Origin of the sequence: Pseudomonas sp. ArH3a (genome assembly GCF_022648765.1) — a bacterium.
Taxonomy (GTDB): Bacteria; Pseudomonadota; Gammaproteobacteria; order Pseudomonadales; family Pseudomonadaceae; genus Aquipseudomonas.
This window is the reverse complement of the sequence record NZ_CP080330.1, coordinates 1,005,080-1,030,843: the sequence shown is the minus strand read 5'-3', so window position 1 is coordinate 1,030,843 and position 25,764 is coordinate 1,005,080. Positions and strand designations below refer to the sequence as shown.

Below are 25,764 nucleotides of genomic sequence, written 5' to 3'. Positions count from 1 at the left end.
TGAAGATCATTGCATCCAAGGCGGCGGCGGAGGTTCTTCCGACGCTTTACTCGGTGGCGCATCATCCGCGGCCCGAATCGCTTGCTTACGCTCTTCATCCAACCGCGCCGCTTCGATCTCGCGGATCACACCGCCCACATCCGCCAACTCTTCCGGTTCGTCAAACTCACCAGTCAATGCACTGGCCGGATGCAGCGTGCCGGCTTCGTACAAAGCCCACATTTCCTTAGCGTACTTGGTCTTCTTCAACTCCGGAGCAAAGCGCCCGAAGTAGGAAGCCATGTTGCCCACATCCCGTTCCAACATGCTGAACGCATGGTTGTTACCTGCCGCATCCACCGCCTGAGGCAGGTCGATAATCACCGGGCCGGTCGGCGTAAGCAGCACGTTGAACTCGGACAAGTCACCGTGCACCAGACCGGTACACAGCATCAGCACGATCTGGGAAATCAGGAAGGCGTGATATTCACGTGCCTGGTCCGGGTCCAGCGTTACGTCATTCAGACGCGGCGCCGCATCGCCGTACTCGTCGGCCACCAGTTCCATCAACAGCACGCCTTCGAGGAAGTCGTACGGCTTAGGCACGCGAACGCCTGCACCGGCCAAGCGGAACAACGCCGCTACTTCGGCGTTCTGCCAGGCATCTTCGGTTTCTTTCTTACCGAATTTGGAACCCTTGGCCATGGCCCGGGCCTGGCGGCTGTTACGGACCTTACGGCCTTCCTGGTACTCGGCCGCCTGACGAAAACTTCGTTTATTCGCCTCCTTGTAAACCTTGGCGCAACGCAATTCGTTGCCGCAGCGCACCACATAAACAGCTGCTTCTTTACCACTCATAAGTGGGCGCAGCACTTCGTCGACCAGACCGTCTTCGATCAGGGGTTCAATGCGTTTAGGAGTCTTCATCAGCTTTTATTGTGGGTCCTTTATTACCAAACACGCGTATGGCACTCGTTATACGGCAATCGGCTCGCCTCGGGGAGAGGCTACCGACCTTTGGCACTTAAGAATGCATCCAATATGCCAATTTTTTTGTACATTTTTAACGTTCGATAATCGCCGTCACACCTTGGCCGCCGGCGGCGCAGATCGAAATCAGCCCACGGCCCTTGCCCGCCGCGTCCAACAGCTTGGCCAAGTTGGCGACAATACGCCCACCGGTGGCCGCAAACGGATGCCCGGCGGCCAATGAACTGCCCTTGACGTTGAGCCGGCTGCGGTCGATGGAGCCCAGCGGCGCGTCCAGCCCCAGGCGGGTCTTGCAGTATTGCGGGTCTTCCCAGGCTTTGAGCGTGCACAACACTTGGGCAGCGAAGGCTTCGTGAATCTCGTAGTAATCGAAGTCCTGCAGCGTCAGACCATTCCTAGCCAACAAGCGCGGCACTGCGTATACCGGCGCCATCAACAGGCCTTCGGCGCCGTTGACGAAATCCACCGCCGCCGCTTCGCCATCGCGCAGGTACGCCAGGATCGGCAAGCCGCGTTCCTTGGCCCAGGCTTCACTGCCCAGCAGTACCAGCGATGCACCATCGGTGAGCGGCGTGGAGTTGCCGGCGGTGAGGGTGCCCTTTTCGCTGCGCTCGAACGCCGGCTTGAGGCTGGCGAGTTTTTCCAGGGTCAGGTCGGGGCGCAGGTTGTTGTCGCGGGTCAGGCCGAGAAACGGCGTAAGCAAATCGTTGTGCCAGCCTTCGGCGTAGGACGCGGCCATTTTCTGATGGCTTTCCAGCGCCAACTGATCCTGCTCGGCGCGGGGAATCTGCCAGGTCTGCGCCATCAACTCGCAGTGCTGGCCCATGGACAGACCGGTGCGCGGCTCGCCATTGCGCGGCAGCTCCGGCTTAAGATGATGGGGACGAAGTTGTAACAGGACTTTTAATTTATCCGCCATGGATTTGCTGCGATTGGCTTGCAACAAGATCTTACGCAGCCCTTCGTTCACACCGATAGGCGCGTCAGAGGTGGTGTCGACGCCCCCGGCAATGCCGCAGTCAATCTGCCCCAAGGCAATTTTATTCGCCACCAGCAACGCCGCCTCAAGCCCAGTGCCGCACGCCTGCTGAATATCGTAAGCCGGGGTTTGCGGCGACAGCCGCGAGCCCAGCACACATTCGCGGGTGAGGTTGAAGTCGCGGGAATGCTTGAGCACGGCCCCCGCCGCCACCTCGCCAATGCGCAGGCCGTGCAGATTGTAGCGTTCGATCAGGCCCTCCAGGGCAGCGGTCAACATCGCCTGGTTACTCGCCGTAGCATAAGGACCGTTGGATCGGGCGAAGGGGATGCGATTACCGCCAATGATCGCTACACGGCGCAATTGAGTCATGGAAAGCTCCCTGATAGTTGTGGGTGGAATCATCAAGCCTAGCCTAGGCTGATCGAACGACTACCACACCGGGGTGGTCAACCGTTTGAACCCCAGCCTTTGGAGAGCGTTCCATGTCTGACCGTTATATCGACTTCGCCAACTCAAGCCTCGGCCATCGCCTGGTCGCCGCCATTGGCCTGCCGTCACCGGTACGCCTGGAGCGCTGGCAGGCCGGGCGCCTGCGCCCGGTGGAGGGTGCGCTGCTGCTAGGCGGCGGCGCCCTGGCCGCCAAGGTGCTGGCGTTTGCCAACAAGCTCACCGATGCCACTTACAGCTACGGCGCTGAGCCATTGGGGGCAGCAGCGTGGATTCCCGGGCATGGCCCCAAGCTCAAGGCCGTGGTGTTCGATGCCAGCGACTTGCAGCACACCGACCAACTCAAGCAGCTGCGCGAATTCTTTCAGCCATTGCTGAAAAATCTCGACCACAGCGCGCATTTGGTGATTCTTGGCTGGGCGCCGGAAAGCCTCAGCGACCCCTTCGCCGCCAGTGCGCAGCGAGCCCTGGAAGGTTTCAGTCGCTCCCTGGCAAAAGAGCTGCGCAGCGGCGGTGTGTTGCAATTGTTGTACGTGGGCGAAGGCGCCGAAGACCAGCTGGAGGGTGCGCTGCGGTTTTTCCTGTCGCCTAAAAGCGCCTACATCTCAGGCCAGGTGATTCGCCTGCAAGCCTGCGCCACACCGGTTGAGGATTGGACCCGCCCATTGGCCGGGCGCAAAGCGTTGGTCACTGGCGCCGCCCGTGGCATTGGCGCCTCCATCGCCGAAACCCTGGCGCGCGACGGTGCCGAGGTGATCGTGCTCGACGTGCCCCAGGCCAAGGCCGATCTCGAAGCCTTGGCGGCACGCTTGGGCGCACGCACCGTGGTGCTGGACATCTGCGCCGAAGACGCTGCCGCGCAGTTGATCGAGCACTTGCCAGACGGCATCGACATCGTGGTGCACAACGCCGGCATCACCCGCGACAAAACCTTGGCCAATATGACCCCGGAATACTGGGACGCGGTGCTGGCGGTCAACCTCAACGCGCCGCAAGTGCTGACCAAGGCGCTGCTCGACAGCGGCACCCTGCACGACAACGGCCGTGTGGTGTTGCTGGCGTCCATCAGCGGCATCGCCGGCAATCGCGGGCAAACCAACTATGCCGCGAGCAAGGCCGGGCTGATCGGCCTGGCCCAGGCCTGGGCGCCGTTGCTGGGTGAGCGTGGGATCAGCATCAACGCCGTGGCGCCGGGGTTTATCGAAACCCAGATGACCGCGCACATTCCTTTCGCCCTGCGTGAAGCTGGGCGGCGCATGAGTTCGCTGGGCCAGGGCGGCCTGCCGCAGGACGTCGCCGAGGCGGTGGCCTGGCTCGGCCAGCCGGGCTCCGGCGCGGTCAGCGGCCAAGCACTGCGGGTCTGTGGGCAAAGCCTGCTGGGAGCATAAACATGGAGTGGCTGACCTTAGGCAATACCCCGTTTCTGCCGCCGCTGTATTGGCATGCGGCGCTCAAACGCAAGATCACCGGCAGCACCTTGCCCGAGCAGGGGCTGCGCTGCCGGGTGAGCGTCAACCCCAAGGCCGTGGCCGCTTATCGCAACGTCTGCGGTTTTGCCGACAGCCTCATCCTGCCGGCGACTTACCCGCATATCCTGGCGTTCGGCCTGCAGATGCAATTGCTGACGGCGAAAAACTTTCCGTTTCCGTTGCTGGGGCTGATTCACCTGAGCAACCGTATCCGCATTCACCGCCCACTGGGCGCTGTCAGTGAGCTGACGGTGGCCGTGCACGCGCAAAATCTCAAGCCGCACGCCAAGGGCGCAACCTTTGATGTGATCACCACCGTCGAGGACTCCCTCGGCCTGCTGTGGGAAGCCGAAAGCCAATTGCTCTGCCGGGGCGTGAAGCTTGAAGGCGAGCCGGCGGATGACACCTTGCCCAGCCCCACGCAGGTCAACGAGCTGACTCGCTGGAAAGCCCCCGCCGATATCGGCCGCCGCTATGCCAGGGTGTCCGGGGACTACAACCCGATCCACTTGAGCGCGCTGACCGCCAAGTTATTCGGTTTTCCCCAGGCCATCGCCCACGGGTTATGGAATAAGGCGCATACCCTCGCCGCGCTGTGCGACCACTTGCCGGCCGCCAACATTGAAATACACGTCGAGTTCAAGAAGCCGGTACGCCTGCCCAGTGAAGTTACGTTGCTGGCCAGTGCGCCGGGTTCGAGCGGTGAGTTTCTGTTAAAGGGCTCGAGTGACATTGAACATATGGTAGGGAAGTGGCAACCCATCACCTGAAAAACACTGATTAATTGTATATATACACCTTAAGTTATAGCGGACCTGAGCAGTCCGCTTTATTTTATTTAAGTCACTGATATAAAACATATATATATTCTGACACACCCTCTCTTTATACCCTTGGCATTAGTCGCTAAGCGCTGCCAAGCGGCCAGTATATAAATCGTTAATACCAAGTTGAGCGTTGCGCGAAAGAGTGCCCGGGTCTGTGATAGCCAAACGGACAAACGTATCGCTACTACTAGAAATAGCGAGCGTTTGAAACAACCAAGGTTGTACAGGTGCAAGGGAACTGAATCATGAAAACTCAAACTCAAGTAGTGCTATGGAAAGCAAGTACCGCGCTGGCTCTGATCATGGCGATGAGCCTCGGCGGCTGCAGCAGCGGTGGTGGCGGACATCACAGTAGCGTGGCGGCATCTTCCCCTGACTCAGGGGCAGGGACCGGTGGTGGTACTGGCGGTGGAACAGGTGGCGGTACTGGCGGCGGCACCGGCGGTGGAACAGGTGGCGGCACTGGCGGCGGCACCGGTGGTGGAACAGGTGGCGGTACTGGCGGTGGCACCGGCGGTGGAACAGGTGGCGGTACTGGCGGCGGCACCGGCGGTGGAACAGGTGGCGGCACTGGCGGCGGCACCGGTGGTGGAACAGGTGGCGGCACCGGCTCGACCACTACGCCTCTGGTCACAGGCCAAATTGTCGGCACCGTGGGCACCACCGTGGGTAATGTCGGCGCAGCAGTGGGCGACCTGGGTTCGACCCTGACCACCGTGCCCATCGTCGGCGTAACCGCTGGAGGCTTGGTCACTGCGACCGGCAAAGCCGTTACCAGCATTGGCACCGGCGTCACCGCGGGCCTGGGCTCGCTGGGCACCAACAGCAATTCACTGGGCATCACCGTCGCTGGCGTAGGTGACGGCGTCTCCGACCTGGGCACCGGCGTATCGAACACCGGCAAGTCCTTGGGCACTACATTAGGCGGCATTCCGGTCGTCGGCGGGTTGACCGGCGGCGTAGGCGGTGCAGCGGGCGGCCTGGTGGACAAGGTCGGCCAAACCGTGACTATGCTCGGTGACACCCTCAGCACCGCCAGTACCACTGGCCCGCTGGGCTCCGTGACCAACACCCTCGGCGGCAAGGTGCTGGTGCCTGTGGTGTCCCTGGTGGAAAACACCACCGGCAACCTCGGCAAAGCCACGGGCCTTGGCAACCCAGTCAATGGCCTGCTGGATAAAGTCGGCTCCACCGTTACCGGCCTGGGCGGTCAAGTGGCTGGCGCCGGCGGCACCGGCAACCCTGTCACTGGTATTGTCGGCGGTGCATTGGCTGGCGTCGGCGGCGCGCTCGACAAGTCGGGCGGCTATGTCGCACCTGCCGGCGGCGCTTCGGCTTCCGGCCTGCCGGAACTGGTGGGTGGCCTGGTGGCCAATGTGGGTAACGGCTTGAACGCCGGCAACACCAACGGCACTGTCAGTGCAGCAGGTGTCACCGGTGGCGCACTGGGCAACACCGTCGCCTCCCTCGGCACTATCATCGGCGGCACCGGCGTTGCCAACACCGCCGCCACAGCACCGGTGGCAGGCTTGGCCACTAACGTCGGCGCAGCGCTGAACCCTGTGACCTCCGGTGTCAGCAGCCTGACACAAAACATCGGCACCACCACCGGTATCGGTGCGCCGGTCAACGGCCTGGTGACACAAGTGGGTGGCGCTGTCAGCGGCTTGGGTACCAACCTGACCGCCGCCAACGCCAACCCGATCACTAACACCTTGGGCACCACCGTAACGGCAGTTGGCAATACCGTGGGCGCAGTCGGTGGTTTGGTCACCGGCGGTACCAGCAGCGGTGGTGGCTTGCTCGGCGGCTTGAACGTAGGCGCCAGTGCCTCGGCCAGCGGCAGCGCAAGCACTGGCACAAGCGGCGGCCTGGGCGGTGTATTGAACGGCCTTACCGGCAAAAAATAAATTGCACCTGGCCGATTAGACGGCCTCCCCTACAGCGCCTACGCTTGGTTGAGACGAGAGACCCTATAAGTCTCTCGTCTTTTTTATGGGGTTTGTTTCAAAGAACAATGCTTGGCTCTCCCGAACCGCGTCCCAGAACCCGGCGGGCCAGAAACGCTGCTGCAGTTTGACCATGGAGTGTCCTATGCGCGTGTTAACGCCGTTGTTAGTGCTTACCCTCAGTGCCTCCTACGTCCAGGCCGAAACCCTTCCCAGCTTCCTCAATAGCAACGACACTATCCGCACCCTGCCGGTGCCCAACCTGCCCGCAGACGCCTATCGGCCGGTCACACCACAGACCCAGGTGCCGGAAGCGTCGCCGACCCAGAACCAGCCCTTGCTGATGGACACTAAAGTCACCATCCGCAAACTGCAGATCGAGGGCGGCACGATCTACCCGCTGGACGAGACGGCCAAGGCCTACGCGGCGTTGATCGGGCATGAGACCAACCTCGCACAGCTGATCGACGCCACCCGCAATATCACCCGTCGCTACCAACAGGACGGCTACCTGCTGTCCTACGCATTCCTGCCACAACAGACCTTCGAAAACGGCCTGGTGCGCGTGGTATTGGTGGAGGGCTATATCAAGGATTATCAACAGAGTGGCGACATCGGTTCCGTGTCGGCCTACGTCGACAAATTGGCGAATAAGCTGCTGGGAGAACGCCCGCTCACACGCAAGACCTTCGAGCGCTACACCACACTCATGGGCCGCATTCCTGGGGTGACGCTGCAAGCACAAGTGCCGCCGCCGGGTACCACCGATGGCGCCACGCACATGGTCATCCAGGCCAGCCGCAAGCCGTTCACCACCAGCATGAGCCTGGTCGAAAAAAACCGCGGCGGCACGCAAGCGTTGCTGACCGCGACCAGCAATTCGCAGACATCCATGGGCGAACAGCTCAACATCAGCGGCCTGTTTCCACCGGGCGATGACAAAGAGCACTACTACCGCGTGGGCTACAGCCAATTCATCAACGCCGAGGGCACCCAGTTGGCGCTGGCGGCCGAGCGTTATCGCGCAGACCCCGGCACCAACGTGCAACTCGATGGCGGCTTCCAACTCAAACCGCACCAGGCAATCGACCGCTACACCATCGGCTTCACCCACCCACTGATTGCCTCACCGAATGAATCGCTTACCCTGGGCACACGCCTGTACGCGGTGGACCAGACCACGCGATATCAACTGGTGGGCTACCCCAACCGTTTCGACATCGAAACCAACTTGCGCGCGCTCGCGTTCGAGGGCGACTGGCGCAAGTCCGACACTCGGCAATTGCGTATTCTCAGCGCCGGTTTGTACCAAGGCATCAACGGTTTGGGCGCCACGACTCGCAGTGACCTTGAAGGGACAAAACCTGACCTGGACTTCTTCCGCCTGCGCCTGTCCGGCGTGCAGAGCGACAAGTTCTTCGATAACTGGCAAGGCGTGCTGTCGGGGGCGTTCTACTGGAGCGATAACTCCTTGCCCGACAGTGAACGCGCGACCTTTGGCGGGCAGAACTTCGGCCGTGGCTACCCTGATGACCAAGGCTCGGGCGACAAGGGCTGGGGCGTGGCGTATGAGGTCAACTACAGCTTCAACCGCGCCGGCGATTGGGTGAAGGTCCTGCAACCCTACGTGGTGCTCGACCGCGCCAAGACCTGGTTCAACGAGCTGCCGGTCAAAGGCAACGACATGTCATCGGCGGCTGTCGGCCTGCGTTTTGGTGACAACAAGTACTACAACATTGCCCTTGAAGCGGCCAAGCCAATGTCGGACATCGCCCTGGACAGTTTCAATCGGCGGCCACGGTATACGCTGAGCTTCAGCTATCAACTCTGAGTGTTTGTGGCAGCTCGTTTGTTAGGGAAGGCCGTCTCCTGTGGCGAGCGGCTTTCTGTGGCGAGCGGGCTTCAAAACCTGCCAATGCGTTCTGACTGGAAAAACGCGGTGCCTGGATCAGGGCCGGCGCCCCAACGCGGGGCAAGCCCTGATGCCGTTCAGTTAAGCGAACGCAATGCCCAAAGCAGCGAAAATTAAATGTGGGAGCGGCGGTGCGACGATTCGACTTGCCCGCGATGACGTCGGCCCAGCAAACATTGATGTTGACTGACCCACTGCTTTCGCGGGCAAGTCGAATCGTCGCACCGCCGCTCCCACAGGGGGTCTGCGCTTAACTGAACGGCATTAGGGCAAGCCCGCTCGCCACAGGAAGCCCAGTGTCCACACGTAAGCCCGCCGACCACAGACAAGCCAGCGCCCACAACAAGCTCGCTTGCCACAGAAAGCTCGCGCCTAAAATCTATGTTTGGCCAGGGGGAACAGGCTGTTGAGGGTGTCGATTAACCGCACCAGATAGATGGGCTTGCGAAACAGGTCCAGCACCTGCAGGCGTAGCATGTCGCTGACGTCATCCATCTCGGCATGACCCGACATCACGATCACCGGCAAGTGTTGGCGATCGGTGTGTTCGCGCAGGCGCTTGATCAGCGAGATACCACTTTCCTCGGGCATACGCAGGTCGGTGATGACCAATGCGATGTCGGGGTTCAGGGTCAGTTCCTGCAACGCGTAGGTGACGGAGGTGGCGGTAAAACAAACGAAGCCCTCGTTCTCCAGCGACTCCGCCAGTTCTACGAGGGCATCTTCTTCGTCGTCCACCAACAGAATTTGTTGGCGAAAAGGTGCAGCTGCAGCATTCATGGGTACTACCTGGCGTTGCTAATCAATAACAAAAGTACTCACAGAATGCCGTCTACAAGGTCACGTTGGCGTAATGGCTGTCGTGATTTTTGTAAACAACGCGCTGATCTGAGGCGACAGCGTAGTGCCTGCTGCCAGTATCACCAGCGCTACAATGGCCACCAGAATGAGGTACTCAATCGCCGTTGCACCGTCTTTACGACGAAAGAGCAACTGAAGTTGAACGCAACATCTCATCAACATATCAAGGATCATAATACGGCTCCTCTGGCGCCTCAGCGCCTGATCAACAAGGTACTGCACAGTCGTCGAATGCCCTGCGAATTTACGGTGGCGTAACGGCGGTGGTGATTTTTGTGAAGAAGGCGGTGATCTGTGGTTTTAAGGTAGTGCCAGCTGCCAGTATCACCAACGCTACAATTGCCACGAGAATGAGATATTCAATGGCTGTCGCGCCTTCTTTGCGCTGGAAAAGCAATTGAAGTTGGACGTGAAGTCTAATCAGGAAATCAAGAATCATCGTACTGCTCCCTGGGCGGCCAGGCGCCCTAGCTCGGTGCTGCACAGTAATTGCGATGTGCCACTTGAGCATTGCCAACAAACCCCACACTCACAACTGTAAGAACGGATTAATCACAAAGTAGTGGGTGCATTTCCAGTGCCTCAGATCCGTGATTTCAGAGGGTACTTGGGGCTTCACGAAGAAATTTTTCTGTCAGTAATGGCATTTCGTCCTAGCTGAACTACCTTCAAATAGCGAAATAGTTAGTCCACTGTTCATAGCAGCCGGGTTGCGTAATTGGCCTGTTCGGAAGACGGGTTGTAGTGCAACAGGAAAAGGAGAGCCGTCATGAACACGCGTCTGAGCATGATTCTGGCTGGTGTGCTGTTGATCGGTGCGCTGTTTGCCGGTTATTGGGGGCTTGTCCTCAGCCGTGAACCTGCTCCGGCGCCGCCACCGCCGCCACAGGCTGCTCCTGTCGAAAAAGCCGTCGCCGTGGTGGAAGACCAAACCCGCCAACCCGTGGTGGTGCTGGCTCACGATGTGCCGCCGTTTGTTGCGCTGAATGCTGCTGACCTTAGCGTCGAAAAATTACGCACCGTGCCGGCCGGCAGCATGACCAGTGTCGACCAGGCCATCGGCCGTACACCGTGGCGCGCCCTGCAAGCCGGCACCTGGCTGAACGAAGAAAGCTTCACCCCCGGTGGCCCCCTGGCGCGCATGATTCGCCCAGACGAGCGCGCCCTGGCCGTGGCCGTGGATGAAGTGATCGGCGCGGCCGGGCAGTTGAGCCCCGGCGATTATGTGGACGTGCTTTTGTACCTGCGCCAGGACACCGCCAACCTCGAACAATCCGCCCAAGTGGTCGTCCCCGCCATGCGCCTGCTCAGTGTCGGCGATCAAATGGGCCTGACCAACGACGGCACCCCCGCCTCCCCTCCCGCGATGACCGCTGAAGAAAAAGCCCAACGCCGCGCGCCCTCGCGCACCGTGGTACTGGCGGTGCCCGAACAACTGCTGAGCCGGCTGATGCTCGCCTCCCAGGCCGGTACTTTGCGCCTGGCGGTGCGCAGCAGCGACGAACGCCTGTTGAGCCACTATTGGGCAGGCGAACGCGATACGCAGGGCAAGCTGCAAAGCGCCAACCGCGACCTCTACCAGTTCACCCAGCTGGCCTTCGCCCAAGCCCCGAAAAAGCTCGCCCAGAGCGCGCCGCGCCGCGCCGGTGTCGAGGTGATACGCGGCAACCAAGCCACCCAACAAACGCCCGACTGAACAAGGATGCTGTGCATGAGCCGACGTTTCGCACCGGTGTTCACGCTGAAAATTGCCTGTGCCCTGCTGCTGTCGAACCTGCCCGTGGGCCTGGCCGTGGCCGCCACCGGCAACTGCGCCAGCTTGGGCCAATTGCCCGCAGCGCTCTCGGTAGGCGAAGGCCTGCAACAGGAGCTGCAATCGCCGGTAGCGATCACGCGACTGGCAATCGGCGACCCAAAAATCGCCGACGTCCACCTCAATGGCGACCGCGGCTTCCTGCTGACCGGCATCGCTTCCGGTACGACAAGCCTGATGGTCTGGACTGCCTGCTCCACCACGCCGCGCCAGAGCATGGTGTTCGTCAAGGGCAAGGCCACGTCAGCCCTGACCAGCCTGTCCTTGGCGCCAGCGGATGACCCTTCACTGCCCAGCCAGGTGCAGACCGACATCCGCTTTGTCGAGGTCAGCCGCACCAAGCTGAAGGAAGCCAGCACCAAAATCCTCGGCATGGGTAAGAACTTTTTCCTTGGCAGCCCCAACCTGTTGTTCCCCACACCCAGCACCTTCAAGCTGCCGGTGAGCGCTGAGCAGTTCAATATCGGCTTCGGCGGCGGACGTGTTTCCGCGATGATCAACGCCCTGGAAAGCAGCGGTTTTGCCTACACCCTGGCGCGTCCAAGCCTGGTCGCCATGAGCGGGCAAAGCGCGACCTTCCTGGCCGGTGGCGAGATACCGATCCCGGTGCCCAGCAGCGGCAGTGACACTATTTCCATCGAGTACAAAGAGTTCGGCATTCGCCTGACCCTGACCCCCACCGTGATCGACCGCAATCGCATCTCCCTCAAGGTGGCACCGGAAGTCAGTGAGCTGGACTACACCAACGCCGTGGTGATTCAAAACATCCAGGTGCCGGCCCTGACCATCCGCCGCACTGACACCAGCGTGTCCCTGGCCGATGGCGAAAGCTTTGTGATCAGCGGCCTGATCAGCAGCAACAACACCACCAGCATCAGCAAGTTTCCAGGCCTGGGGGACATCCCGATCCTGGGCGCGTTCTTTCGCGATTCCTCGGTCAACCGCCAAGACAAAGAACTGTTGATGATCGTCACGCCGCACCTGGTGCAGCCGCTGGCCGCCAACGCCCAGCTGCCGTCGTTGCCCGGCGAGAACCTGCGCAACTATGACCCGAATTGGTACCGCCTGTACTTCCTGGAAAACGGCAATTTCGACCGCAACAACGGGTTATCCCAATGAGCGATAGCCTGAGCCAGACCTACCTGGCAATCACCCGTAATACCACTGACCTTGAGTGGCTACAGGGCGCGCTGGCACCGCTTGGCCAAGTCGTCAGCGCCGGCAGCGGCACGCTGGATGAGTTGCTGGCGTTGGTCGATGTGACCTTCGCCACCCTAGTGTTTGTCGGCCTCGACCGCGAGCATGTGGTGGCCCAAAGCGCGTTGATCGAAGGCGCGCTGGAAGCCAAGCCGATGCTGGCCATCGTCGCCCTCGGTGACGGCATGGACAACCAGCTGGTACTCAATGCAATGCGCGCCGGGGCGCGGGATTTTGTCGCCTACGGCTCGCGCTCCAGCGAAGTGGCCGGGCTGGTGCGCCGCCTGAGCAAACGCCTGCCGCCGGTGACCACCAACACCCAGCTCGGCGGCCTCACCGTGCTGTTCGGCACTCAAAGCAATGCCGACGGCGCACTGCTCGCCAGCCACCTGGCGCTGGTCGTACAAAAAAGCGGCCAGCAAACCCTGCTGCTGGACCTGGGCCTGCCAAGGGGTGACAGCCTGGCACTGCTGGGGCTTGAAAGCTCATTCAATTTCGGTGATGCCCTGCGTCACCTGCGCCGGCTCGACGCGACCCTGATCAACAGTGCCTTTACCTCTGCCGAGGATGGCCTGCGCATCCTCGCCTACGCTTCCAGCGATGAGCCCTTGGAGCAGACCAGCGCCGCCGAGCTGTACATGCTGCTCAGCGCCTTGCGCCAGCACTTCCAGCACATCGTGGTGAACCTCGCCGGCCAGCCGGACAGCGAAGCGCTGCGCACCTTTGTCAGCCATTGCGACAAGCTGCTGTGGTGCACCGATCAAAGCGTGCTGGACTGCCGCCGCAACCTCGCGGTGCTGAACCAGTGGCGCGAAAAAGGCATGAAGCTGGAGCACGCCAAGCTGTTGGTCGATCGCTACATCAAAGGCTGCGCGCCCGACGCCGAGGCCTTGGGCAAGAGCTTTGGGCTGGAGGTGATTGCCGTGTTGCCGTTGAGCCCGGAGGTGCGCCTGAATGCAAAAAACCAAGGGCAGACCTTGTTCAGCCTGGCCCCGCGGGAAGCTCTCACGCAAGGCATGAAAACCCTGGGCGAACGCCTGGCAAAACGCTCGGAAGGCATGAAAAAACCTTCTCACACCTGGTTTGAACGCCTGCTGGGAAGCGGCAAATGAACGGCGAAAAACTCTTTGGCGCACCCGCGCGCAGTGTCGGTGGTAACACCGACCACGATGGGCTGAAGCTGGTGCTGCATCGCTACATCATCGATGCCATCGAAGAGTCGGGAAAGAACTTGCTGGAAGGTTCGCGCCCGCTGCTGGCGCAATTTGTCATCGACAAAGTCGCCGAATACATCAACCGCATGCACCTGGCGATTTCCCGTTACGAGATGGAGCGCCTGGCCGAAGAAATCGTCGACGAGCTGACCGGTTTCGGCCCGCTGGAAGTGCTGCTGCGCGACCCGTCGGTGACGGAGATTCTGGTCAACGGCCCGCACCGGGTGTTTATCGAACGTGATGGTCTTCTGCACCAAAGTGACCTGCGTTTTATCGATGCTCACCACGTGGAGCGCGTGATGCAACGCATTCTGGCGCCGCTGGGCCGGCGCCTGGACGAGTCGTCGCCGATGGTCGATGCGCGCCTGCCGGATGGCAGCCGGGTCAACGCGATCATTCCGCCAATTGCTTTGGATGGGCCATGCCTGTCGATCCGAAAGTTTCGCAAGGACATGCTCAAAAGCAGCGACCTGGTGGCGATGCAGACCATCGACCAGAACATCTTCGATTTCTTCCAGGAAGCGGTGGGCAAGCGTTGCAACATCCTCATCAGCGGCGGCACCGGCACCGGTAAAACCACGCTGCTGAATATCCTCAGCCAATTGATCAACCCGCATGAGCGTCTGGTGACCATCGAAGACGTGGCCGAACTGCAACTGGGCCACCCTCACGTCGTGCGCCTGGAAACCCGCCCGCCGAATGCCGAGGGCCATGGTGAGGTCAAGGCCAGCGACCTGATCCGCAACGCCCTGCGGATGCGCCCGGACCGCATCATTCTCGGCGAGATCCGAGGCGTGGAAGTACTCGATGTGCTCACCGCAATGAACACCGGCCACGACGGCTCCATGAGTACCGTGCACGCCAACAACGCCGCCGATGCGCTGCTGCGCCTGGAAACCCTGGTGGGCTTGACCGGCCGCGTGGTGGCGGAAAAAACCTTGCGGCAAATGATCTGCGCGGCGCTGGACGTGGTGATTCAACTGACCCGCCTGCCGGACGGCCGTCGCTGCGTGAGCGAAGTGGTCGAGGTGGTAGGCATCCGTGAAGACGTGTACGTGACCAACACCCTGTTCCGACACGACCGGCGTACCGGCTTCGGCTTTCTGCGCGAGGCGGTCAACCCGGCCGGTGAAAAACTGCGCCGCGAACCGTTACTGCCTTGAAGGAGACGCAAGCATGACCGGGGCTATCCTGCTGCTCATCTGCCTGATCCTGATCGGCCTGTCGATTCGCTCCTTCCAGAACGGTTTGCGCCGCGCCCAGACCGAGCGTGTGCTAGGCCGCCTTGCCGAAGGCCAGCCGCAGCTCGTCGAGGCGAACAGCCAGTGGAGCGGCATGGAACGCATGTTCCTGCGCGCAGGCCTGGGCAAACCCAGTGATCACCTCGGCCTATGGCTTGCAGCCTGGGCCCTCGGCGCGGTGCTGGGGTTGCTGGTTGCCAGTTGGATTGGCCTGCTGGTGATGCTGGTATTGCCGCCCTTGGTGCTGCGCCTATACATCGCCTGGCGCTATCAACGGCGCATCAAGCGCATGATCGAACAACTGCCGCAATTGCTCGACCACACCGTGCGCAGCCTCAAGGCCGGGCGCACGCTGGCTGACGCGGTGCTGGGCGGCATCGAGATCACCGAAGACCCGCTGCAACAAGCCATGGGCCGTATCCGCCGTAACGTGCAGTTGGGCGTGAGCCTGCCGGAGTCGGCCCACGACTTTGCCGAGTTCTATGAGCGTGACGAGTTTCGCCTGTTCGCCCTGGGCTTGAAGGTCAACCACCGCTACGGCGGCAACGCCAGCGAACTGCTGGAAAACCTGATCAAGATGATCCGCGAGCGCGAGCAAGCCGCCCGCCAACTGCGTGCCTTGACCGGCGAAACCCGGGTGACCGCCTATGTGCTCACCGCCCTGCCGATCTCGATGATCGGCTACTTCCTGGCCGTGAACCCCGCGTACCTGATGACCATGTGGAACGACGGCACCGGGCGCATCCTGTTGTTCGTAGCGCTGGTGATGCAGCTGTTGGGCTGCTTCACCTTGTGGCGCATGTTGCGGAGCGTATGAGATGGCGATTGCACTGCTGATCAGCGCTGTACTGTTCATCGCCGCCCTGGGGTTGGTGCTGGCCAACCTGATGAAGCACCGGCGCGGCCAGCGCCTGGTTGCCCAACGCTTGCAGGGGCAGATGGCGCGCGAACACACATTCGGCACGCTGATGCGGCAACTGGGCAGCAGCCCACTCGCGCAACGCTCGGTGAGCCTGGACAACGAAACCCAAATCCTGCTCAACCGGGTCGGCTGGCGCAAAGCCAACCAGCGCTCGATGTTCGCCGCCTTCCAGGTCGGCACGCCGTTGTTGCTGTTGGTCATTACCTTAGCGGCCCAAGAGTTCCTGTTTCCTAACGTAGGCTCGCCGTGGCTGGCGCCTTTGCTGGCCCTGGGCATCGGCTATCTGTTGCCCAAGCGCATCCTCGCCAGGGCCGCCAAGGCTCGCCAGCAACGCATCTCCCACGAGGTATCGACCTTCATTCCGCTGCTGCGCATTCTGTTCGAGTCCGGCATGGCGGTCGAACAAGCGCTGCGCGTGCTGAGCATTGAAGCGCAGCGCCTGCTGCCGGCGCTGACTCATGAACTGCGCCTGATCCTGACCCGCGTCGACTCCGGCCTGGAGCTGAGCGAGGAAATGGGCAAGACCGCCAGGCTGTTGGCCGTGGATGAGTTCACCGACACCTGCACCATCCTCCAGCAGTTGGTACAGCAAGGCGGCGGCGCGATGAAATCGCTGCTGTCGCTCAAGCAATTGCTCGACGACCGACGCCTCACGCGGATCCAGGAATTCGTGTCGAAGATGTCGGCAAAAATGTCGGTGGTGATGATGGTGTTTTTGTTTCCAGCCTTGCTGATCGTGCTCGGGGGGCCTGCCTTTATCGGCATCACCCGGGCCTTGAGTAACTTATGAGGAGCGCCCGATGAAAGCCTTGATAGCCGGTTTTAGCCTGTTGCTGCTGGGCGGTTGCGCCACCAACGGCCAAACCCCGTGGGGCGCGTTGACGGGCACCGGCAGTTGCGCCAAACCCAGCTCCGACCAGGAGCTGGCGTTGAACCTGGCCGATGAAATGGCCGGCGACGGCAAGCTGCACGCCAGCCTCGCCAACCTGCAAAGCTTGCCGGCCAATTTGCCCCAGGTGCGCCTGCGGCAGGCCAAGGCTTATCGCCTGCTCGGGCGCAGTGAAGCCGAGCCGTTGTTCCGCAGCCTGCTCGGCACCTGCATGGCCGCCGAAGGTGAGCACGGCCTGGGGCAAATCGCCTCGGCCAAGGGCGATAACGCGCAAGCCGTGGCCCACTTGCAACGCGCGGCGCGGCTGGCACCCACCGATGAGAAAATCCGCAATGACCTGGGCGTGGTGTACCTCAACCAACTGCGCCTGGAAGACGCGCGTTTCGAGTTCATGACCGCCATGGAGCTCAAGCAGAGCGACCCGCTGGCGGCAGTCAACCTGGTGACGCTGTTGATCTATCAGGACAACTGGAAACAAGCCGCACAACTGGTCAGCCAGATGGGCCTGAGCCCTGAGCAAGTCACCGAAGCCCAGGCGCGGGCCGAGAAACTCAAAGGCTCAAGTGCAGCCGCCACCAAAGCCAAAGACCAGATCGCCACGGTCAGTGATGCCGCAAGCAACCCGAGGAATTGATGATGAAAATGCCTTATCTCGCAAGCCTGGCCATGCTGGCGCTGCCCATGGGCGTCATGGCCATCGAACCCGGCCCCTCGTCACCGCAGCAGGCGCAGACCGAACAATGGCTGACGCTGCAGTCCACCGGCAGCGCCGCGTCTAAGACCCCACAGAAGGCCTCAGCGGCCGAACGCGACAAAGCTCATCAGCGGTTGTTGGAAAGCTACAAGTACCCGATTCCGGAGTATTTTGAGCAGAAGGTGGGGGGGAAAACTGGAGGGAGTAATTAAGAAAATACCCGCCAGGTCTCTATCAAAATGTGGGAGCGGGCTTGCCCGCGATGACGGAGTGTCAGCCAATACATCTGTGACTGATACACCGCTATCGCGAGCAAGCCCGCTCCCACATGTTTGACTGCATCCAAACAGACAGATCAGTGCGCCGTCACGCGCTGACGCATCACCGAGTTGTTCGGCGACAACGCCAACGCCAGTTGCGTACGGTTGTGCATGTGCGTCAGGCGCAGCACTTGGGACACGTACAGCTTCACGGTGTTTTCTGTGATGCCCAATTCGCAGGCGATCTGATAGTTGGTCTGCCCCTTCCCCACCAGCCGTGCGACATCCAATTGGCGCGGGGAAAGCTGGTTGAAGATCGCCGGAATTTCAACCGGCCCGGCCTCCTCGGCCGACACTTCTTCGCCGTCCAGGCCTGGCCGACTGCTGCGCACTTTGTCGAGGTCCTGGTACAGGTCGTTGATGGACTCGGAAAGAAATTGCAGCTTCTGGTTCAGGTCGCCCAGTTGCAGATCCTTTTTGCGTTCTTGCAACGCAGCTTCCTGGCGCAGCAAGCCTTCGAGCAACTCGTCGAGGTTGATGGGTTTCTGGTAGTAGTCGGCGATCCCGGCGCGCAGGGCCTTGATCACGTCCTGCTTGTCGGCGCGGCCGGTCAACATGATCGCCTCAAAGACCCGCTGCTTACCGGCGACCTTTTGCAGGGCCTGCACCAACTCAATGCCATCCATGTCCGGCATGTGCAGGTCGCACAGCACCAGGCCGATCTCGGGTTCTTCGCTGAAGCGCTTCAGGGCCTGTTGGCTGGATTCACAGGGGACACAGCGGAAACCGCTGCTTTCAAGAAATTCACAGAGCTCTTCTACGATCAGTGGTTGATCATCGACAACGAGCACTTTTACCGCAGAGATAAGCTTGTTCACGCGCTACTCCATGCATTGCAAGCCAAAAGATTGACCATCCCTTTACGACACATATTTCCTGTACATCCGTTTATTAAACGTAGACGTACTTTATGACTATGTACATAGCGTTAATACACTCATACGACTAGTGGATCCAACGCCAAGCAAGGGCGAAACCTACCAGCAAAAACGGAGCAAATGGCATCTTTTTTGACTCTCCCGGCGCCAGATACACCATGTGCTCTCTAAGGCCTTGATTCATATGCGGCCAAAGCTTTGGCGCGATGATGAGCCAGAGCACATTGGCGATCGCAGCCCCTACAAACGACCCCAGTAAGTACTCGACATCCGAGGCCAACGCCAACGCCGCGAGCAGCTTCACATCGCCTGCACCCAGGCGGCCAAGGGCGTAACCGGGCAAAGTCAGCAGCAGCGCCAGTAAAAACGCTAGCAACCCCTGCCCGGCCGGCGCACCGAGCCACGTGGTGCCGGTCCAGAACAGGTAGATCAACGCCAACAGGGCCGCGCCCAGTGTCAGGCGATTGGCGAGCAGCCGCTGCCGAACGTCCTGCACCGCACACAGCCCTAACCACACCAACACCACTGCGCCATGGATCACTAAAAAACATCCCTTTTTGCTGATTGATTCTATGCTGATATTAAGTAGTAGCTGTCAGGGTAAACGCGGTGATGAAAACAAGCCTCCCGAATAAGCAAAAAGGCGCGGCAGCCCTCGAGTTCATTGCCGTGTTCGTGATTTTTTTCGCGGTGTTCTACGGCATGGTCAGTTATAGCCTGCCGTTGCTGCTGTTGCAGTCGTTCAACCAGGCGACGGCTGAAGCCGTGCGCCTGAGTGTAGCGCTGGACCCAAACATGGCCGGCTATACAGCCGCCGTGCAAAGCACCGCCAAAGCCGCCGTCACCAACCGCTTGGTGTGGATTCCCCCGGCGTACAACTTCAACGCCAGCCAAGTCAGCACCACCTTCGTCGGTGGCCTGCTGTCAGTACAGATCACCTACCCCACGGCCAATCTCCAGGCGGTGATGCCGCTTATTGTGCTGCCCGGCATCGGCACCGTGCCGCAGCTGCCGGCGACACTGCAGGCCACCTCGAGCCTGCAGTTTTGACCTCGGGGGACAAACTCTTCGGGCGCCTGCTCGGCAGAAGCAGCGCGCTGGCCATCGACAGGCCGGCAGCGCCTTGCGCCGGGCTGCACGTGCACTTGGACGCGCAAGGCCGCGTGCTCGACATCAGCGGCAGGCTACGCCCACAACTGGCGCAATACGCTGATTCGGCGCCCCTGCAAGACCTGCTGTGCGCGCACAGCGCGGTGACGGTTGAAGGCGTGCCGGCCGATTGGCAGCGCCACAGCCTGGACCTGGATTTCCAAGGCACCGCCGGGCAAATCCTGCACACCCGCGGCACCCTTGAGGCGGAGGATAACGGCTGGCTGCTGCATGCCGTGGACATCGGCGACTTGCTCAGCGGCCGGCACCTGGCCGAGCAGCGTGAACAGAATCAGCAATTGGTCAGCCTGGTGAGTGAACACCTGCGCGTGTGCAGCCTCAGCCGACTGCCCGAGGTGTTCAACGAACAGCTGTGCAGCGTGGCGCAGCGCTGGCGCATCCCGTGTGTGGCCCTTGCGTTGCTTGATCAAGAGGACCAGGCCTGGGTGATCTACAGCCAGTACGCCAACCACGACGCGCCGCTGTTCTGGCACACCGGGCAGCGCCTCGGCACCTGCCTGGACAGCCTCAACGGCACCACCGCGCTGAGCCTGCAAGCGCCTTATGGACGCGGAGAGCATCCGCGTTTGCACAGTGTGTTCGGCAATGCCGACGGTTTTCTGGTGCCGTATCGCGACGGCCAAGGCGTGGCGGCGTGGCTATTGTGCGGCGCCTATAACGGCCAACCACACACCCGCGAGCGCGACTGGCTGAACCTCGCCGCCGCCCTCGCAGCGCCCCTGCTCAGCCGCCTGCGCGAACAACGCCACCATCAACAACTGGAGCGCCTGGAAGCCCTGCAAGGCCTGCTGGGCACCGGCTGGTTTGAGTTGTTGCCCGCCAGCGGCGAGATCCAACTGGCGCCGCAACTGATGCGCAACCTCGGCCCGGAGGAAGGTCCCACTCGGCAAGCCCTCGACACGTGGCTGGCGCTCATCCACCCCGCCGACCGCCAGGAACTGCACAGCCGCCTACGCGACCTGCAAGCCCTCGGCAAACCGCTGCTCGCCAGCGTACGCCTCAACCGTGGCGACAGCGCCCAGCCGCCGACCTGGTACCGCGTACAAGGCCAAGTGCTAGAAAGCGGTGAACAACGGCGCTGGGTCGGCTTCATGCTCGACATCAGCGACATCAAAAACCAGCAACTACAGGCCGACGCCGCCCACGCGCGCCTGGATAACCTGATTGCCAGCTCACCGGCGGTCATCTACGTGCAACGCTACGTAAACGGCGCCTTGCTGCCGGTGTTTTTCAGTGACAGCCTGCTGCCGCTGCTGGGCCGTACCCTGGCCGAATGCAGCCACGACAGCCTGGTGCAGTGGGTACATCCCGACGACCGCGACCTGTACTTCCAGCGCACGCGCCAACTGCTGCGCGAAGGCAGCGTGCGCAGCCGTTACCGTGTGCAAGACAAACAGGGCGATTACCACTGGCTGCTCGACGAAGCCAAACTGCTGCGCGACGACCTCGGTGTGCCGGTGGAAGCAATTGGCCTATGGCTGGACGTGACCGACGCGACGCTGGCCGCACAACAGGTCAAAGACAGCGAAGAGCGCTACCGCATCCTGGTGGAAGACTCCCCGGCGATGATCTGCCGCTACCGCCCGGACCTGACCCTGACGTTCGGCAACACGCCGTTGGCCAACTACCTCGAATGCCGGCCCGCACAGTTGCGCGGGCTGAACCTGGGCGACTGGCTGTCAGCCGAACAGCGCGAAGCGTTTGTGCAGCGCATCCGGCAACTGACGCCGGAGTTTCCGGTCAGCACCGCCGAGATCAGCCTGCAACTGCCTGGGCGCGAACATGCCTGGTGGGTGTGGTCGGACCGTGGCGTATTCGATGAGCACGGTGCGTTGGTCGAGGTGCAGGCCGTGGGCCGCGACAACACTGAAGTGCGCCGCTCCCAGCAACAACTGACGCAAAGCGCAAAAATGGCCACCCTCGGCGAAATGGCCACGGGCCTGGCCCACGAGATCAACCAGCCGCTGAACGTGATGCGCATGGCCATCGTCAATGTGCTCAAGCGCCTGGGCAACGGTGATGCGCAGATCGATTACCTGACCGAGAAACTCCAGCGCATCGACGCCCAGGTCCAACGCGCGGCCCGTGTGGTGGACCATATGCGCGTGTTCGGCCGCCGCTCGGAGGTCGAGCAGCAACCTTTCGACCCGGCGCAGGCGGTCGAGGGCACCTTGTCGTTGCTCAGCGAAGGCTTGCGCGGTAAAGGCGTGGACGTGCGCCTGACCCAGGCGGACATTCCCGTGCAGGTCAAAGGCTATGTCGACCAGCTTGAGCAAGTGTTGATCAACCTGATGGTCAACGCCCGCGACGCACTGCTGGGCCAACGTGAAAAAAACCCAGAGCTGCGCCCGTGGATCGCCGTACACACCGAACACGACAGCCGTCACGTGCGCATCTGGGTCGAGGACAACGGCGGCGGCATCGACCCACGCTTGCTGGAGCGCATCTTCGAACCGTTTTTCACCACCAAGCCGATTGGCGTGGGCACCGGGCTGGGCCTGTCGGTGAGCTACGGCATTGTGGAAAACATGGGCGGGCGCCTCAGTGTCAGCAACGGCGAACACGGCGCACGGTTTTGTGTGGAACTGCCCAGGGCCATCGACGCTTAGATCACCAAGTAGGCTTCGCCGGTCTGGCCGCAGGTCAGGTTGGCGCCGACATTCACATTCGCCAGGCTGACGCCGAGCATGTTCAGCAGGTTGTTGAGGATCGGGTTGAGCAGCGGGCCCAGCAGGTTATCCACCACTGGCGTGACGATGGCGCTGACGCTGCCGAGCAGCGACACGACGGTCGGAGCCAGCGCGCCCAATGGGTTTCCGCCCACCGGCTGGTAAGCGGTGATGCCTACGCCATTGAGCGTGGTCGACAGGCTGCTCACCACATTGGTCGCCGGGGTGGCGGCCTGATAGGTCGGTGTGAGCCCCACGTTTGGCGGCGTGGCGAACGGCGTGGTGCTGGAAAACACCAGGGTTTGATCGCTAGCCGCAATCGGGCTTTGCACCTTGATCGCCACGCCACCGCCGGTAAACGGCACGCGAGCGCCACAGGTGCCGACCCCCAGGATCTGATGACAGGTCTTGGTGCCGATATCGATCAGCGCCAAAGGTGCCACGGTCATCGGCAACGTGGAGGAAAACGCATTGGTGATATTGCCCACATTCAGCGAAGCCAACGAGGTCGTGGTGTACGCCGTCAGGCTCTTGGTGCCCGCGCTGCCGGTCGGGCAGCTGTAGGCCTTGACGTAGCTGCTGGCGCCCCCGGCATCCAGCACAATATTGAGCGGCAGATTGCCCGGTAGCGCCAACAAATCCAACTGTTGGCAGCCGGCCCCCAGCAGGCATAACGCCGAATTCAGCGTGGTTACCAGGTTTAAGCTCAGCAGCCCATTGATCACCGGCGTCAGCGGCCCCACCAGGTTATTCACTGCCGTCGTCAGCCCCGACAAGCTGCTCAACACCGGCAGGCTGACCGTCACCTGGGTGCGCACCTGGGCGGTACGCACGTAAATCGCATTCGGCCCGGTAGGGTTGGCGACAGCCAGCGCCGGATTGCCGATGGCCGACAACTGCGGCGGCTGGATCACCTTCACTTGGGTGGTGATATTGGCCAGGCCCAGCAGGCTCACGGGCAAGGTCGCTGCCGCCGCGCTCTGGCTGTTGGAGAGTTGCACCACACCCTGAATCAGCTGGAACACCTGCAGGTTGGCATTCAACGCCGCAGCGGTGGTGCCGGTTTGCAGTTGCAGGATCTGCCCAAGGGTCAGCGGGGTCGGGTTGATCGCGGCGATTTTCAGGTTGCCCAAGGCGGTTAATACGTCGGCTGTTGCGCCGTTGGCGGTGAGCACGGTGATCGCGGCCTGGATCAATTGCGAGGCGGTGACGTTGGTGCTGAGCAGTTGGGTGTAGTTACCGGCGGTCACGCCCAGGTTAATCGCCAGTTGGTCGAGGTAACTGAGCAGGCTGATGTTGGTATTGAGCAGGCCATTCCAGCCGGCGAGCGCCAGGTTGAGGTTGCCGCCGAGCAAGCCGCTGAACAGCGGGTTCAACAGGCTGGCACTCGCGGTGTCGACGCTGGCCAGGGTGCTGTTGATGGTCAGCTGGGCCAAGGTTGGCGTGGGTTTGGCCGCCACTGCCGTGGCCGTCAATACGGTGTTGAGGCTGACCGAGTTGCCGGAAAACAACGACCAGACGCCACCGGCCACGCTGGTGGTAACGGTTTTGCTGGCCACCACTTGGATGGCTGTCGAGACCGCAGGGTTTGCGCTAAAGGTGCGCCGGCCCGAGGCGGGAGTGGTGACGGTGCCACAGGTGGTGACCAGGGTGTTGCCGTTACCTACCACGAAATGGTTGCGCGCCACACTTTGCCCCGCGTAAGCCGCCGCGCTCAAGCCGGTCAGGCAGGTGCCGTTGCGGCTGACGGCTTCCAGTGCCGCGGTGTCGGCCACGCCTTGCAGCTTGCGCTTTTCCAGGTACAAGCGGCCGCTGTCGATCACCAATAAGGTAAAGGCTAAGACCACCGCCAATACGCCGACGGCCATCAAGCCGATAGCGCCACGCTGCTTGCACTGAAATCGGGGAGACATCGAGCACTCCTGTGCCGGCGAGTTGCCGAGCGCTTACTCTCCTGGGGTGTAGATGAGTGTAGACAAGGGCTGAAGGTGATGAAGATCAAATGTGGGAGCGGGCTTGCCCGCGATGGCGGTGGGTCAGTCACAGCATAATTGACTGACACTCCGCTATCGGGGGCAAGCCCCCTCCCACAGTGGTTTTTGGGTGGGGATTGGGAGTGGACTTGGGTTAGTGCGGTGGGTAGTTGGAGAGGATTTTGCTGACGGTGGTGCGGATGGCGTTGTTGCGGTCTTGTGGGTTTGGGCTGCTGGCCATCATTTGCTCGTCACTGCCACGCCATACCAGCTTGCCGTCTTTGCCGTCCAGCAGGTCAATCTGGAGTGTTGCCACTTTGTAGGTGATGTTGCGCGTTTCGTTGTACATCGGCCCGCCCCAATAGCCATTCCAGGGGCCACCCCAGGCGCCGCCGTAGTTGGTGGTGACTTGTTGCTGGCGGTCTTCGACGATCAGGTAGGCCTGCACATTCAGGTCGGCCTTGGTGCCGGCCGCTGCAGGGCGCAGGCCGCGCTGGTCAAGTTGTTCGCCCACGGCCTGGCGGATGCGCTGCTCGGTGAGGTCACTCTTGATGCGTGGATCATCCGGGCGGTATTGCAGCGCCGGGTCTTTCCAGGCCCAGTTGCGGTAGGCGCCAAAGTCGCGGCTGGCGTCAAAATCGTGGTTGACCTGGTTGGTCTGGCAACCGCCCAGCAACACGACAACAGCAAGTGCAGCAATGCGACGAAACATGGTCTATCTCCAAAAGACAATTCAGCCTGAGATGAGAATAGCGGCTAACTGGGTGGGTAAGCGCTCATTGCTTTTTGCATCGCCGCGCGCAATGCATCGGCCCGTTCGCTCAGGCTGCCCTGGCTGGCGGTTTCGGCGCTGGTACTCCAGACCGGCTGGCGGGTGCGGGCGTCGAACAGGCTGATACGCGCCACCGCGACCGTCACTTCATAGGTGCGCACCACCGGCACCGTGTTGTACATGCCGTAGCCGTTGCCATAGCGGTTATAGCCGCCGTAACCGTTGCGATAGTCTTCCTGCACTTGGCGCAGGCGCTTTTCCAGGCGCACATCCGCACTCACCAGCAGGTCGGGTGGGCGGTTGTCATGCAAGGGGCGCAAGCCACGCTGGTCGAGGGCGCCGCTGACCGCTTCGGCGATCTGCGCCGAGTCGGCCCAGACGGTGCCCGGCGGTAGTTGGCCGTTGAGCCAGCCCCAGCTGCGGTACGCGCCATAGTCGCGCACCGGCGCCGGGTAGGCGCTGGCGTCAAAGGTGCTGGCCGCCTGGGCCGGAGCCGGCGGCATCGGGGCCGAGGCGGCCACGTAGGGATTGGGGCTGGAGCAGGCGCTCAAGCCTACTGAAAACAAGATCAAACAGAGACGACGCATTTCGACCTC

At 61.6% G+C, this 25,764-nt stretch carries 24 protein-coding genes; 14 read left to right on the top strand and 10 right to left on the bottom strand.

The window, feature by feature from the left end:
* Window positions 1-6: 6 nt before the first annotated feature.
* On the bottom strand, window positions 7-906 hold the full coding sequence (locus K0P33_RS04470) for a PA4780 family RIO1-like protein kinase (protein WP_094951756.1): 900 nt from the start codon (window positions 904-906) through the stop codon (window positions 7-9).
* Window positions 907-1,042: 136 nt separating this feature from the next.
* On the bottom strand, window positions 1,043-2,320 hold the full coding sequence (locus tag K0P33_RS04465; protein ID WP_242154216.1) for an acetyl-CoA C-acetyltransferase: 1,278 nt from the start codon (window positions 2,318-2,320) through the stop codon (window positions 1,043-1,045).
* A 113-nt stretch (window positions 2,321-2,433) separates the two neighbouring features.
* Between K0P33_RS04465 and K0P33_RS04460 the strand changes: the two genes are divergently transcribed.
* The 4 genes from K0P33_RS04460 to K0P33_RS04445 all read left to right on the top strand — a co-directional run bounded on the left by K0P33_RS04460 (window position 2,434) and on the right by K0P33_RS04445 (window position 8,474).
* Window positions 2,434-3,786 (top strand): 3-oxoacyl-ACP reductase, encoded by a 1,353-nt coding sequence (locus tag K0P33_RS04460; protein WP_242154214.1) that lies wholly within the window; start codon window positions 2,434-2,436, stop codon window positions 3,784-3,786.
* A gap of 2 nt (window positions 3,787-3,788) precedes the next feature.
* Window positions 3,789-4,637 (top strand): MaoC/PaaZ C-terminal domain-containing protein, encoded by an 849-nt coding sequence (locus K0P33_RS04455; RefSeq protein WP_242154212.1) that lies wholly within the window; start codon window positions 3,789-3,791, stop codon window positions 4,635-4,637.
* Between the two features lie 302 nt (window positions 4,638-4,939).
* Complete coding sequence (locus K0P33_RS04450; RefSeq protein WP_242154210.1) at window positions 4,940-6,604, top strand: collagen-like triple helix repeat-containing protein; 1,665 nt, start codon at window positions 4,940-4,942, stop codon at window positions 6,602-6,604.
* 184 nt (window positions 6,605-6,788) lie between these two features.
* Window positions 6,789-8,474, top strand: coding sequence for a POTRA domain-containing protein (locus K0P33_RS04445; protein WP_242154208.1), 1,686 nt, complete (start codon window positions 6,789-6,791; stop codon window positions 8,472-8,474).
* 453 nt (window positions 8,475-8,927) lie between these two features.
* On the opposite strand, the gene K0P33_RS04440 is transcribed toward K0P33_RS04445, so the two are convergent.
* The 3 genes from K0P33_RS04440 to K0P33_RS04430 all read right to left on the bottom strand — a co-directional run bounded on the left by K0P33_RS04440 (window position 8,928) and on the right by K0P33_RS04430 (window position 9,855).
* On the bottom strand, window positions 8,928-9,335 hold the full coding sequence (locus K0P33_RS04440; RefSeq protein ID WP_083355439.1) for a response regulator: 408 nt from the start codon (window positions 9,333-9,335) through the stop codon (window positions 8,928-8,930).
* Between the two features lie 60 nt (window positions 9,336-9,395).
* A complete protein-coding gene (locus K0P33_RS04435) occupies window positions 9,396-9,590 on the bottom strand; it encodes a Flp family type IVb pilin (protein ID WP_094951749.1) in 195 nt (64 codons plus the stop codon).
* Window positions 9,591-9,660: 70 nt separating this feature from the next.
* A complete protein-coding gene (locus K0P33_RS04430; protein ID WP_094951748.1) occupies window positions 9,661-9,855 on the bottom strand; it encodes a Flp family type IVb pilin in 195 nt (64 codons plus the stop codon).
* 330 nt (window positions 9,856-10,185) lie between these two features.
* On the opposite strand from K0P33_RS04430, the gene cpaB reads away from it, so the two are divergent.
* The 8 genes from cpaB to K0P33_RS04390 are packed head-to-tail and all read left to right on the top strand — an operon-like array spanning window position 10,186 to window position 17,598.
* On the top strand, window positions 10,186-11,112 hold the full coding sequence (gene cpaB, locus K0P33_RS04425; RefSeq protein ID WP_094951747.1) for a Flp pilus assembly protein CpaB: 927 nt from the start codon (window positions 10,186-10,188) through the stop codon (window positions 11,110-11,112).
* A gap of 15 nt (window positions 11,113-11,127) precedes the next feature.
* Window positions 11,128-12,348, top strand: a complete 1,221-nt coding sequence (locus K0P33_RS04420; protein ID WP_094951746.1) for a type II and III secretion system protein family protein — start codon at window positions 11,128-11,130, stop codon at window positions 12,346-12,348.
* Window positions 12,345-13,538, top strand: a complete 1,194-nt coding sequence (locus K0P33_RS04415; protein WP_094951745.1) for a pilus assembly protein — start codon at window positions 12,345-12,347, stop codon at window positions 13,536-13,538. The genes K0P33_RS04420 and K0P33_RS04415 overlap by 4 nt, the downstream gene beginning before the upstream one ends.
* Window positions 13,535-14,803, top strand: a complete 1,269-nt coding sequence (locus tag K0P33_RS04410; RefSeq protein ID WP_094951744.1) for a CpaF family protein — start codon at window positions 13,535-13,537, stop codon at window positions 14,801-14,803. The genes K0P33_RS04415 and K0P33_RS04410 overlap by 4 nt, the downstream gene beginning before the upstream one ends.
* A 13-nt stretch (window positions 14,804-14,816) precedes the next feature.
* Window positions 14,817-15,698 carry a type II secretion system F family protein gene (locus K0P33_RS04405; RefSeq protein WP_094951743.1) on the top strand — a complete coding sequence of 294 codons (882 nt, stop codon included), beginning with the start codon at window positions 14,817-14,819 and terminating at the stop codon, window positions 15,696-15,698.
* 1 nt (window position 15,699) lies between these two features.
* Window positions 15,700-16,593, top strand: a complete 894-nt coding sequence (locus tag K0P33_RS04400) for a type II secretion system F family protein (RefSeq protein WP_242154206.1) — start codon at window positions 15,700-15,702, stop codon at window positions 16,591-16,593.
* A gap of 10 nt (window positions 16,594-16,603) precedes the next feature.
* Window positions 16,604-17,326, top strand: a complete 723-nt coding sequence (locus tag K0P33_RS04395; RefSeq protein ID WP_242154204.1) for a tetratricopeptide repeat protein — start codon at window positions 16,604-16,606, stop codon at window positions 17,324-17,326.
* Window positions 17,327-17,328: 2 nt separating this feature from the next.
* Window positions 17,329-17,598: a DUF3613 domain-containing protein gene (locus K0P33_RS04390; protein ID WP_242154202.1), complete on the top strand. Its 270-nt coding sequence runs from the start codon at window positions 17,329-17,331 to the stop codon at window positions 17,596-17,598.
* Window positions 17,599-17,741: 143 nt separating this feature from the next.
* Here the strand turns inward: K0P33_RS04390 and K0P33_RS04385 are convergent, their stop codons facing one another.
* Both K0P33_RS04385 and K0P33_RS04380 read right to left on the bottom strand, forming a co-directional pair.
* Window positions 17,742-18,524 carry a response regulator transcription factor gene (locus tag K0P33_RS04385; protein WP_094949818.1) on the bottom strand — a complete coding sequence of 261 codons (783 nt, stop codon included), beginning with the start codon at window positions 18,522-18,524 and terminating at the stop codon, window positions 17,742-17,744.
* A gap of 127 nt (window positions 18,525-18,651) precedes the next feature.
* Window positions 18,652-19,122, bottom strand: a complete 471-nt coding sequence (locus K0P33_RS04380) for a prepilin peptidase (protein WP_242155992.1) — start codon at window positions 19,120-19,122, stop codon at window positions 18,652-18,654.
* 74 nt (window positions 19,123-19,196) lie between these two features.
* Between K0P33_RS04380 and K0P33_RS04375 the strand changes: the two genes are divergently transcribed.
* Together K0P33_RS04375 and K0P33_RS04370 are read left to right on the top strand one after the other, a co-directional pair.
* Entirely contained in the window at window positions 19,197-19,634 is a 438-nt protein-coding gene (locus tag K0P33_RS04375; protein ID WP_242154200.1) for a TadE/TadG family type IV pilus assembly protein, read from the top strand.
* Window positions 19,631-22,363: an ATP-binding protein gene (locus tag K0P33_RS04370; RefSeq protein WP_242154197.1), complete on the top strand. Its 2,733-nt coding sequence runs from the start codon at window positions 19,631-19,633 to the stop codon at window positions 22,361-22,363. The genes K0P33_RS04375 and K0P33_RS04370 overlap by 4 nt, the downstream gene beginning before the upstream one ends.
* Here the strand turns inward: K0P33_RS04370 and K0P33_RS04365 are convergent.
* From K0P33_RS04365 to K0P33_RS04355, 3 genes are all read right to left on the bottom strand, one after another.
* The gene (locus K0P33_RS04365; RefSeq protein WP_242154195.1) at window positions 22,360-24,336 is read right to left on the bottom strand and encodes a pilus assembly protein TadG-related protein; all 1,977 of its coding nucleotides are present in this window, start codon (window positions 24,334-24,336) and stop codon (window positions 22,360-22,362) included. The two genes, K0P33_RS04370 and K0P33_RS04365, sit on opposite strands and share 4 nt — an antisense overlap.
* A gap of 214 nt (window positions 24,337-24,550) precedes the next feature.
* Window positions 24,551-25,108 (bottom strand): DUF4136 domain-containing protein, encoded by a 558-nt coding sequence (locus K0P33_RS04360; protein WP_094949813.1) that lies wholly within the window; start codon window positions 25,106-25,108, stop codon window positions 24,551-24,553.
* Between the two features lie 44 nt (window positions 25,109-25,152).
* Window positions 25,153-25,755, bottom strand: a complete 603-nt coding sequence (locus K0P33_RS04355) for a DUF4136 domain-containing protein (protein ID WP_242154193.1) — start codon at window positions 25,753-25,755, stop codon at window positions 25,153-25,155.
* Window positions 25,756-25,764: the final 9 nt, after the last annotated feature.

What these genes read in the sequence shown, in the direction of transcription:
- K0P33_RS04470 (WP_094951756.1), bottom strand. Translation starts at nt 906, where the DNA reads ATGAAGACTCCTAAACGCATTGAACCCCTGATCGAAGACGGTCTGGTC.
- K0P33_RS04465 (WP_242154216.1), bottom strand. Translation starts at nt 2,320, where the DNA reads ATGACTCAATTGCGCCGTGTAGCGATCATTGGCGGTAATCGCATCCCC.
- K0P33_RS04460 (WP_242154214.1), top strand. Translation starts at nt 2,434, where the DNA reads ATGTCTGACCGTTATATCGACTTCGCCAACTCAAGCCTCGGCCATCGC.
- K0P33_RS04455 (WP_242154212.1), top strand. Translation starts at nt 3,789, where the DNA reads ATGGAGTGGCTGACCTTAGGCAATACCCCGTTTCTGCCGCCGCTGTAT.
- K0P33_RS04450 (WP_242154210.1), top strand. Translation starts at nt 4,940, where the DNA reads ATGAAAACTCAAACTCAAGTAGTGCTATGGAAAGCAAGTACCGCGCTG.
- K0P33_RS04445 (WP_242154208.1), top strand. Translation starts at nt 6,789, where the DNA reads ATGCGCGTGTTAACGCCGTTGTTAGTGCTTACCCTCAGTGCCTCCTAC.
- K0P33_RS04440 (WP_083355439.1), bottom strand. Translation starts at nt 9,335, where the DNA reads ATGAATGCTGCAGCTGCACCTTTTCGCCAACAAATTCTGTTGGTGGAC.
- K0P33_RS04435 (WP_094951749.1), bottom strand. Translation starts at nt 9,590, where the DNA reads ATGATCCTTGATATGTTGATGAGATGTTGCGTTCAACTTCAGTTGCTC.
- K0P33_RS04430 (WP_094951748.1), bottom strand. Translation starts at nt 9,855, where the DNA reads ATGATTCTTGATTTCCTGATTAGACTTCACGTCCAACTTCAATTGCTT.
- cpaB (WP_094951747.1), top strand. Translation starts at nt 10,186, where the DNA reads ATGAACACGCGTCTGAGCATGATTCTGGCTGGTGTGCTGTTGATCGGT.
- K0P33_RS04420 (WP_094951746.1), top strand. Translation starts at nt 11,128, where the DNA reads ATGAGCCGACGTTTCGCACCGGTGTTCACGCTGAAAATTGCCTGTGCC.
- K0P33_RS04415 (WP_094951745.1), top strand. Translation starts at nt 12,345, where the DNA reads ATGAGCGATAGCCTGAGCCAGACCTACCTGGCAATCACCCGTAATACC.
- K0P33_RS04410 (WP_094951744.1), top strand. Translation starts at nt 13,535, where the DNA reads ATGAACGGCGAAAAACTCTTTGGCGCACCCGCGCGCAGTGTCGGTGGT.
- K0P33_RS04405 (WP_094951743.1), top strand. Translation starts at nt 14,817, where the DNA reads ATGACCGGGGCTATCCTGCTGCTCATCTGCCTGATCCTGATCGGCCTG.
- K0P33_RS04400 (WP_242154206.1), top strand. Translation starts at nt 15,700, where the DNA reads ATGGCGATTGCACTGCTGATCAGCGCTGTACTGTTCATCGCCGCCCTG.
- K0P33_RS04395 (WP_242154204.1), top strand. Translation starts at nt 16,604, where the DNA reads ATGAAAGCCTTGATAGCCGGTTTTAGCCTGTTGCTGCTGGGCGGTTGC.
- K0P33_RS04390 (WP_242154202.1), top strand. Translation starts at nt 17,329, where the DNA reads ATGAAAATGCCTTATCTCGCAAGCCTGGCCATGCTGGCGCTGCCCATG.
- K0P33_RS04375 (WP_242154200.1), top strand. Translation starts at nt 19,197, where the DNA reads ATGAAAACAAGCCTCCCGAATAAGCAAAAAGGCGCGGCAGCCCTCGAG.
- K0P33_RS04365 (WP_242154195.1), bottom strand. Translation starts at nt 24,336, where the DNA reads ATGTCTCCCCGATTTCAGTGCAAGCAGCGTGGCGCTATCGGCTTGATG.
- K0P33_RS04360 (WP_094949813.1), bottom strand. Translation starts at nt 25,108, where the DNA reads ATGTTTCGTCGCATTGCTGCACTTGCTGTTGTCGTGTTGCTGGGCGGT.
- K0P33_RS04355 (WP_242154193.1), bottom strand. Translation starts at nt 25,755, where the DNA reads ATGCGTCGTCTCTGTTTGATCTTGTTTTCAGTAGGCTTGAGCGCCTGC.